This window comes from Shewanella mangrovi (genome assembly GCF_000753795.1).
In the GTDB taxonomy this organism is placed as follows: domain Bacteria; phylum Pseudomonadota; class Gammaproteobacteria; order Enterobacterales; family Shewanellaceae; genus Shewanella; species Shewanella mangrovi.
Genome location: NZ_JPEO01000024.1, coordinates 47117 through 54810, shown reverse-complemented (window position 1 = coordinate 54810; position 7694 = coordinate 47117). Strand labels below are relative to the sequence as shown.

General features: G+C 46.6%; 5 protein-coding genes. All 5 read left to right on the top strand.

All coding sequences use genetic code 11. The features are described 5' to 3' along the window. Positions 1-1988 (top strand): VCBS domain-containing protein (locus HR45_RS19145; RefSeq protein WP_156104123.1); only part of this gene is annotated, 1988 nt, incomplete at its 5' end. A 108-nt stretch (positions 1989-2096) separates the two neighbouring features. Next, positions 2097-4277, top strand: a complete 2181-nt coding sequence (locus HR45_RS17925; protein ID WP_037445643.1) for a type I secretion system permease/ATPase — start codon at positions 2097-2099, stop codon at positions 4275-4277. Continuing rightward, entirely contained in the window at positions 4270-5652 is a 1383-nt protein-coding gene (locus HR45_RS17920) for an HlyD family type I secretion periplasmic adaptor subunit (protein ID WP_037445642.1), read from the top strand. Before HR45_RS17925 ends, HR45_RS17920 begins: the two co-directional genes overlap by 8 nt. 33 nt (positions 5653-5685) lie before the next feature. Next, positions 5686-7080, top strand: a complete 1395-nt coding sequence (locus HR45_RS17915) for a TolC family outer membrane protein (RefSeq protein WP_037445641.1) — start codon at positions 5686-5688, stop codon at positions 7078-7080. Beyond that, positions 7080-7685 carry an OmpA family protein gene (locus tag HR45_RS17910; RefSeq protein WP_037445640.1) on the top strand — a complete coding sequence of 202 codons (606 nt, stop codon included), beginning with the start codon at positions 7080-7082 and terminating at the stop codon, positions 7683-7685. Before HR45_RS17915 ends, HR45_RS17910 begins: the two co-directional genes overlap by 1 nt. Positions 7686-7694 lie beyond the last annotated feature (9 nt).

Below are 7694 nucleotides of genomic sequence, written 5' to 3'. Positions count from 1 at the left end.
CTGTGGTTGATGGCACACCGTCAGTCACCGGCCAGCTCAGTGCTACCGATGTTGACCTGAATGATGCACAGAACTGGAGTGTTGAGGTGCAAGATCCGGCCAACATCTACGGCACCTTTGGTGTGGATGCAAATGGTCTGTGGACCTACGCCCTCGATAACTCGCTGGCCGCCACCCAAGCTTTGAATGAAGGTGACACCATCAATTTAACCTTTACTGTACGGGTGACGGATAACTATGGTGCCTATGTGGACCAAGATGTAATCGTCACTATTACGGGAACTGATGATGCAACGATAGTAGAGTCTGCTCGTCAGGTATGGGTTCCAGCTGATAGTACTTATGCGAATCCTGACTACACTGACGGCTACCCGCTCTATATCACCGCACCTACGGACATAGATAATGCGCTGCACATACAGGTAACAGGGGTACCAGCCTCGGGGACCGTAGGTTACTACGATGGAGGCGTTTTTGTTGAACTTCAGCCAAATGATATTCTGACGACGGAGCAATTAACGACCGTTGTGTATATTCCTGCTGACGGGCAGAATTCTGATGCTGACTATTCATTTACATACAATGTGTTGAATGAAAATGATGAAGTTACAGGTCAAAGCACCGTCACAATCAACACTGTCGATAATGTTAGCGAGCCATCACAGTCTGAACAGATAGGAGATGGTTCATCACCGTTAACATCAGGAAATGATCAAACTCAAGACATTGTTGTAAGCCAAACTTTAGCACAAGATTTAGCCCTACATTCAGATGCCTATATACATCTGCTCACTGATTTTAATCAGCGAAGTAACCAAGGCAATCCGCAACGAGCCAACGATATTGCCGCGTTAGAAGCTGAAGTGTCAGCCAAACTTAGAATTGCAGTGAAGGATGCACAGGGAAATATCACTTCCTACGTTACCTTCATGATCCTTGCCGCCAATAACGGAGTTAACGATTGGACCTATGCAGGCAGTGATTTAATGGAAACCACTGTAAGTTATAGCAACATCTATATGCTAGATAGCAATGGCAATCAGACCTCAACGACATTAGAAGCCTATTTGTTGAGCAATCCAGCTGTTGCTGGTGATTCTTGGACAATTGTTTACGAAGATAACAACGGCGGTAACTATCAAGCGCGTTTCGTTCAATTTGAATTCTCTACAAACGTTCCAGGCGATCCATCAGTATACGTGGTAGGTAATGATGCCACTGTCAACACCATATTTGGTTCCGAATACAACGACACCCTGTTTGGTGGCAGCCAAGACGATATTATCTATGCTCGAGAAGGCAATGATACGATCAATGGCGGTAGTGGTAACGATGAAATCCATGCTGGTAGTGGTGATGACACGGTTTATGGTGGAGATGGAGACGATACCATATACGGTGAAGACGGTAACGACACCATTTATGCCGGTAATGGCAACGATACTATCTACGGTGGTAGCGGTGCAGACACGATAGATGGTGGTGATGGTGATGATACGATCTATGGTGGGGATGGGAACGACACTCTTATTGGAGGAATCGGCAACGACCTCTTGATTGGTGGAGCGGGTAATGACCTGCTAACCGGTGGTGCTGGCATTGACACCTTTATCTGGCAGGCTGGAGATACGGGAACAGATATAATAGCTGACTTCTCCGCTTCCGATGGCGATAAACTTGATATCAGTGAGTTGCTATCAGGATGGGATAGCACAACTACTACGCTGGATAGCTACTTAAGTTTTAGCGTGGATCAAGTTGACGGTACAGTCACTATCAGCATTGACACAGATGCCAATGGCACGGTTGAGCAAGAAATCGTGTTGAATGGTGTTGATATGAGCAGTGGTAATGACAATCAAATCATTAACAGTCTATTGGGAACCGATGGCCCACTCATAGTCCAAACAGATGCCTCAGATGGTTCAGCATCTGCGACGGCTGGTGATTTCAGCCTGGCGTACCAACAAAATGACTTTCATCCATAATAGGTAAGCTACTAAAACTTCAAAGATTCTCCGGTTGCAGCTTTGCTACCGGGGCGTCTTTGTACAATACTTTACCTATCAATTCATGTTTAAGGGATTAATCATTTCGTGAGTAGTAACTCTGCTTCGCCGAAAACAGAGCAATGGACTATACCCGCGTCTCAGCGCGTCACTGTCGATCCGTTACTTGACTGCCTAGTACTGATGACAGAGTACTACGGGAGCCCATGCTCTGTTGAATCTTTGGTAGCGGGTCTGCCTCTATCAACGGCATTATTGTCTCCAGAACTTCTGCCACAGGCTGCATCACGAGCCGGCTTAACCGCGAAATTAATACGCAAAGGGCTAGATCAAGTATCTGCAATTCAGCTTCCGTGCATTCTGTTACTTAAAGATAAAAAAGCCTGCATTTTGCGAGAGTTAGACTTCGATAAGCAAACGGCAGTGATTCAACTTCCCGAAACTGGTGGAGAACAACGACTCTCTATCGAAGAGTTAGAAGCAAGTTATGTGGGTTATCTGTTCTTAGTGAAACAGCAATATCGTGGTGATATGGGCTTTGACGTCTATCAACACGACCACAGCACACACTGGCTAATGCAGACCTTGAAAGACGCAGCGCCTATCTACCGCGATGCCTTAATCGCCTCGGTGTTGGTGAATATTTTTGCGCTTGTTTCTCCGCTGTTTGTCATGAACGTGTATGACAAAGTTGTGCCTAATCTCGCGTTTGAATCTTTATGGGTGCTGGCTGCGGGTGCAGGCATTGCCTATATTTTTGACTTTGTAATGCGCCACCTACGAGCTTACTTGATTGATATTGCAGGTAAAAAAGTCGATATCATCGTATCGTCGCGGCTGTTTTATAAAGCGATTGGGCTACCACTAGAAAAACGTTCCAGTAGTGTCGGCGGTATGGCGCGGCAGCTTGGAGAGTTTGATAGCATTCGTGATTTTCTTACCTCTGCGACGGTCACAGCGCTGATCGATTTACCGTTCGCACTGCTCTTTATTGTGATCATCTATTTGGTCTCTGGAGATCTGGCCATTATTCCTGTGCTAGCTGGCGTTGCAATTTTGCTATTTACCTTAAGTGTGCAACCGCGTTTAAAGCTCGCGATTGAAGAGAGCAATAAGTTTTCCAGCCTCAAGCATGGCCATCTTGTTGAAAGTTTGGCCGCATTAGAATCGATCAAAGCCTATGGTGCCGAAGGTCTGGTACAGAAATCATGGCAACAAATGATTGGCCATACGGCTAACTGGCAGTTGAAGACTAAGAAATTGTCTAATGCGGTATCGCACTTTGCTACTTTTATCGTGCAATTAACGACTGTATGCGTAGTTATTCTTGGTGTTTATCGGGTTTCTGATAACGCGATTTCAATGGGCGGAATTATCGCTGCAGTGATGCTGTCAAGCCGCGCGGTTTCACCTATGGCACAGCTTGCAAACTTGATGACACGAGCCAATCAAATGATCAGCGCTTTGCGTCAGCTCGATGGCATCATGACTCAAGAAGATGAATTTGAAAACAAAGGTCATCTGGTGACTAAGCAGCGCCTGATGGGCAAGATTGAAGCCGACAACATCACCTTTAGTTACCCTGGAACTGAGCAACCAGTGTTGCATCCGCTCTCTGCACGTATTCAACCCGGCGAAAAGATTGCCATCATTGGCCGCAATGGCAGTGGCAAGAGTACCTTGGCGAAGATGTTAGTAGGCTTGTACCAACCAGCCAATGGCAGCTTACGTTATGACGGCGTCGATTCCGCACAAATACATCCCAGCGATTTGCGCCGTAATTTCGGTTATTTACCGCAAGACGTCACCCTGTTTCATGGCACCATTCGTGACAATATTCTCTTTGGTACACGTTCGGTTACTGAGCATCAGCTTATGCGCGCTGTGCAGTTAGCCGGGGTCAGTCTTTTTACCGATATGGAAGCTGAAGGCCTTGATCGCCAGGTCGGTGAAAAAGGCGAATCCCTCTCCAGAGGTCAGAGGCAGACCGTTGCGCTTGCACGGGCCATCTTAAATGATCCGCCAGTGTTATTGATGGACGAACCTACCGCCAGTCTCGACGCTCGTGCCGAAAAGCAATTTATGCGCTCGATGGGGCATGTCAGTAAGGACCGCACATTAATTATCATCACACATAAAATGGATCTTCTGCGCTTAGTCGATCGCATTATCGTCCTCGACCGTGGCCGCATTCTTGCCGATGGCCCGAAAAATAAGGTGTTAGAGCTACTCAACCAAGGGCTTATGGCAGGAGGTAACCGTGGCTAAGAATCTCACCGCACAAGATCTGGAAATGGTCGATGACGTTTATGGCGCTATGCTGACCGAAGCGCCCACTAGCCACAAACTGATTATTTGGGCAATGGCGGCAATGTTGCTGTGCTTCTTGGGCTGGGCTGCGTTAGCCAAGCTCGATCGCGTCACTACGGGAATGGGTAAAGTCATTCCCTCAAGTCAGGTACAGGTGATTCAGAGTCTCGATGGCGGCATCTTAAAAGAGATGTACGTACAAGAAGGTATGTTAGTCCGCAAAGGCCAACCATTAGTTCGCATCGATGATACACGTTTCCGCTCTGATGCCGCACAACAGCAGCAAGAAGTTGATTCTCTTAATGCCAACGTTATCCGTTTAAAGGCTGAACTGAACAGTATTCAGATCTCCGACACATCACAAGATTGGCGTGAACAAATCAAAATCGTCAAACATTCGCCAGTGTTTCCCGACAAATTACATCAGACTCAGCCTGAGTTAGTTAGGCGCCAGCAAGAGGAGTTTGACGGTCGGCTTGATAACCTCACAAACCAGCTTGAAATTCTTGCGCGACAAATTACGCAACGTCAGCAGGAAAATGAAGAATTAGCGTCTAAAATTAATACGTTAACAACGAGTTTCCAATTGGTCACTCGCGAGCTCGAACTGACACGACCATTGGCAACAAAAGGCATTGTACCGGAAGTCGAACTGTTGAAGCTGGAACGCAACGTTAATGACATCAAAGGTGAGTTGTCAGGGTTGCGCGTCAACCGGCCAAAAGTGAAAGCTGCAATGGATGAAGCCATTTTGAAACGTCGAGATGCTTTATTGAGTTACGCAGCAGATGCTCGAGCGCAGCTTAACGATATGCAAGCCAAACTTTCGCGCATGAACGAAGCACAAGTCGGCGCAATGGATAAAGTGGATAAAGCCATTATCACCTCGCCAGTGAACGGCACAGTAAAGTCCATCGAAATCAATACCCTTGGCGGTGTGGTTCAACCTGCGATCAATATTATGGAAATTGTGCCATCTGAAGACCAATTACTGGTAGAGACTAAAATCCTGCCAAAAGATATCGCCTTTCTCCACCCTGGCTTGCCAGCGGTGGTCAAAGTCACTGCTTACGATTTCACTCGGTATGGTGGACTGCACGGTACCGTGGAACAGATTAGCGCTGATACCACTCAGGATGAGGAAGGTAATAGTTTTTATCTGGTGAAAGTCAGGACCGACGAATCCAGTTTAAGTAAGAAAGATGGCACAAAGATGCCGATAATACCCGGTATGCTGACCAGCGTAGATGTAATAACTGGGAAACGCACAGTCCTTGAGTACATTCTTAATCCGATACTGCGAGCCAAAGAAAATGCGTTAAGGGAACGCTAGGCTTTAAGTGATTGAACCTTGGAGGGGTTTAATATGAAAACACTAACTAATCGGCGTATGAAAACCAGTGCTCTGGCATTGGTTGTTTCAGCGTTGATGTTTCCAGGCGCTGCTTTAGCTCAAACACTGGAGCAAGCAGTGGCTTCTACTCTGGACACAAATCCCGATATTAGAGTCGCTTTTAATCGTTTCAAGCAACGCGAAGAACAAGTTAACCAAGCGTTTGCTGGTTACCTGCCGTCTACCTCGCTCACCGCTGGCTATGGCTATGAAAAAACGGACTCACCGACAACCCGTCGCAGAGGCGTTAATGACATGGAATTGGGACGCGGAGAGTTCGGTGTCAGCATTCGCCAAATGTTGTTTGATGGCTTCTATACGTCCAGCGAAGTTGCGCGTACCAAGTATGAAGCAAGTGCCGATCAATGGACGCTGTTTGCAACGGCAGAAGACACAGCCCTTGATGTAGCGCGTGTTTATATTGGCTATATTCGCGCCGAGCAAGTGCTGACATTGGCCGAAAAAAATCTGAAAACACACCAAGATATTTTCGATCAGATTAAACAACGAACTGATTCTGGTTTAGGGTCTACTGCAGATTTATCACAAATTAGTGGTCGTTTGGCGCGAGCCAACGCTAACGTTGTTTCTGCCCGTAATAACTTTATGGATGCGAAGAGCCAGTTCTTCCGTATCACCCACCAGCAACCTGATAGCCTGATTATTCCAGTACCTGACGCCGACATGCTACCTAAAGATCTGCCTGAAGGTATCGAAATGGCGAAAAAGAACCATCCAGTACTGAAGTCTGCTGGCAGCGATATTCTGGCGGCTGAATCAGAACGTTCCACCGCACAATCGACTTACTATCCAACGTTCACGCTGGAGCTATCAGCCAACTGGAACAACGACCTCAATGGTGAAGATGGATTTAGCGCTATTGCTAATCAAGATGTAGGCGGTTACTACAATGACGTGCAAGCCATGGTGCGTATGCGCTACAACATCGCTAATGGCGGTCGTGATTTAGCGCGTGAAAAAGAAACCGCTTATAAGCTCAGTGAAGCAAAAGAGATCCGTGAGCGCGCTTACCGCGAGGTAGTGGAAGGGGTCGATTTGGCTTGGCATGCCTATCAATATCTCGAGCCACAAAAGCAGTACATTCGCGAACATGTGGTAGCAGCAAAAGAAACCCAGGTAGCTTATTCACAACAGTTCAATTTAGGACAGCGCACCTTGCTCGACTTATTGGATACTGAAAATGAACTGTTTGAAGCAAGAAGAGATTATCTCACTGCCGAGTTTGATGAAATTATCGCAAAATACCGCGTGCTCAATGCAACAGGGAAATTGCTCGATTCACTAAGGGTTACTCGTCCTGCCGTTTGGCAAGGTGAAATGGACCATAATGAGGAAGGAGTAGAATAATGAAACTCTTACTGACCCTACTGCCTATTGTCCTGCTCGCAGGCTGTTCAATGCGGGATACTGTGTCTATGGATGGCGACACACAGCAAGTGTATAACCTGAACGATGAAGATCGTGATGGTGTTATCGAAGCCCGTGAAAAATGTTCCGGCACCGTCACCGGCGCAAACATTGACAATTATGGCTGCGGTACAGTCAAGCCTATTAAGGAACGTTCTGAACTTAAGGTATTGTTCCCGAACGATTCTTACTATATTGACCCACAGTACTATAGCCAAATCCAAACCATCGCTGACTTTATGAAGCAGTACCCTCATACCAAGGTAACCATTGAAGGCCACTGTAGTCGTACAGGTTCTTACGATCACAACTTGGAATTGTCACAAAATCGCGCTAATGCGGTGACCGATGTGCTCAATAAAGAGTTTGGTATCGAAAAAGACCGGTTAACAGCAGTAGGTTATAGCTTTGATCGTCCGGTAGATCTCAGCGGTACAAAAGAAGCGCAGCGTCGAAATCGTCGTGTGATTGCAGAAGTTACTGGCGAAGATACAATGGCTGACATGAAGTGGAACATTTACACAGTAGATGAAGTTGTTAAATAGGAAATGCTT